The organism is Microcystis sp. LEGE 08355 (assembly GCF_015207185.1).
Lineage (GTDB): Bacteria > Cyanobacteriota > Cyanobacteriia > Cyanobacteriales > Microcystaceae > Microcystis > Microcystis panniformis.
Map to the genome: position 1 here is coordinate 1 of NZ_JADEXI010000734.1, position 2,005 is coordinate 2,005.

The following is a 2,005-nucleotide window of genomic DNA, read 5'->3' on the forward strand; positions in this document are numbered from 1 at the left end:
ACTCAACCGCAAGCGCAACGCATCCTCTACGTTAGACTCCCCTGTAACCCCATTTTCCCCATCGGTGTCGTTTATCTTTCCGACCACGTTCATAAACTATTCCCCGACATCGAACAAAGGATTTTTGACCTTGGTACCGTCCCCCCCTTAGACTTTAACCAGGCACTCGATCGCTGTGTTGACGAATTTCGGCCGACCCTGCTAGTATTCTCCTGGCGGGATATTCAAATATATGCCCCCGTCGGTGGTCGCGGTGGTAATCCCCTGCAAAACGCCTTTGAATTTTACTACGCTAAAAACCCCCTAATCAAGCTGCGCGGTGCTTTAGGAGGTTTAAAGGTGACAACCGCCTACTACGGTGAATTATGGCGCAATCAGGCACTAATTCGCCGAGGGTTGCAGCAGGCCAAAAAATACCATCCCGAAGCGCGAGTTATCGTCGGGGGTGGTGCCGTCAGTGTTTTCTACGAACAACTAAAAACCAAACTACCCATAGGAACAATTGTATCAGTGGGAGAAGGGGAAACCCTGCTAGAAAAATTCCTCTCCGGCCGGGACTTTAGCGATGAACGTTGTTATATCGTCGGAGAAACCACACCCCGGCCGCGTTTAATCCACGAATCCCCCACCCCGTTAGAAAAATCCGCTTGTAACTACGACTACATCGCCAGTATTTGGCCGGAATTTTCCTACTATTTCCAAGAAAACGACTTTTATATCGGGGTACAAACCAAGCGCGGCTGTCCCCATAACTGCTGCTACTGCATCTATACCGTCGTCGAAGGGAAACAAGTACGCATTAATCCCGCCGATGAAGTAGTTAAGGAAATGCGCCAATTATACGACCGCGGCATTCGCAATTTCTGGTTTACCGATGCCCAATTTATCCCCACCAGAAAATTTATCAACGACGTAGAAGAACTATTAGAAAAAATTCTCGCTGCTGGGATGAAAGATATCCATTGGGCTGCCTATATTCGCGCCGATAATCTCACCCCGAAACTGTGCGATTTAATGGTAAAAACAGGCATGAACTACTTTGAAATTGGCATCACCAGTGGTTCTCAGGAATTAGTCCGTAAAATGCGTATGGGCTATAATTTGCGGACAGTTCTGCAAAATTGTCGAGACTTAAAAGCGGCAGGTTTTAATGATCTAGTTTCGGTAAATTATTCCTTTAATGTTATTGATGAAACCCTAGAAACTATTCGTCAAACTATCACCTATCATCGGGAATTAGAAAACATTTTTGGAGTCGATAAAGTGGAACCAGCCATCTTTTTTATCGGACTACAACCCCATACCCATCTAGAAGAATACGCCTTCAAAAAAGAAATTATTAAACCCGACTATGATCCCATGAGTTTAATGCCCTGGACAGCCAAAAAACTGCTCTGGAATCCCGAACCTTTGGGGTCATTCTTTGGCGAAGTTTGTCTGCAAGCATGGCGACAGAATCCTGATGATTTTGGACGGGAAGTGCTGAAAATTTTGGAAGCAAGACTAGGGAAGGCCGATTTAGAATCCGCTTTAACCGCACCGATAGAAACTAAGAAAAAAGTCTTAACTCCTGCTTAAAAATTAATTTTAGTCAATCCCAAGGCGGCAATTAGCGTTACCATGAGTCTGAAATCAGGAGATGATCAAAATCCCTTTACCGGTAACTGCAAAATGACCGACCATCGCCCCCATTGGCTAGAATTAGCGGAATATATCGCCCTAGGATTAACCCTGCTTACCCTTATGGCCATGGGTGCGGGGTTTTTGCCTTTGTTCCTCCTGGTAGTGACTTTCGGGTTGAATATTCTCAATCGTCTCCGAGAAAGAACTAGGCAACGTCAACGCTTAACTGAGATAACCGGTCATTTACAGAGTCAGTGGGAAGAAGAAAAAGAAGCTTTATCGGCACAAATACAGTCCCTCAGTCCCGCAGTGGCCAGGGATAACGCTCGTGCGGTCGCAACGCGCTCGCTACGCGAGATCGCAGAATTAGAGGAGAATATTC

1 protein-coding gene and 1 pseudogene are annotated in these 2,005 nt (G+C 45.9%); both read left to right on the forward strand.

The genetic code is table 11. From position 1 onward, the window contains the following. The coding region (locus IQ242_RS23475) for a photosystem II high light acclimation radical SAM protein (RefSeq protein ID WP_228021180.1) at positions 1–1,578 on the forward strand (1,578 nt) is incomplete at its 5' end. Between the two features lie 42 nt (positions 1,579–1,620). After that, positions 1,621–2,005, forward strand: a pseudogene (locus IQ242_RS23480) (hypothetical protein); the annotation flags it as partial.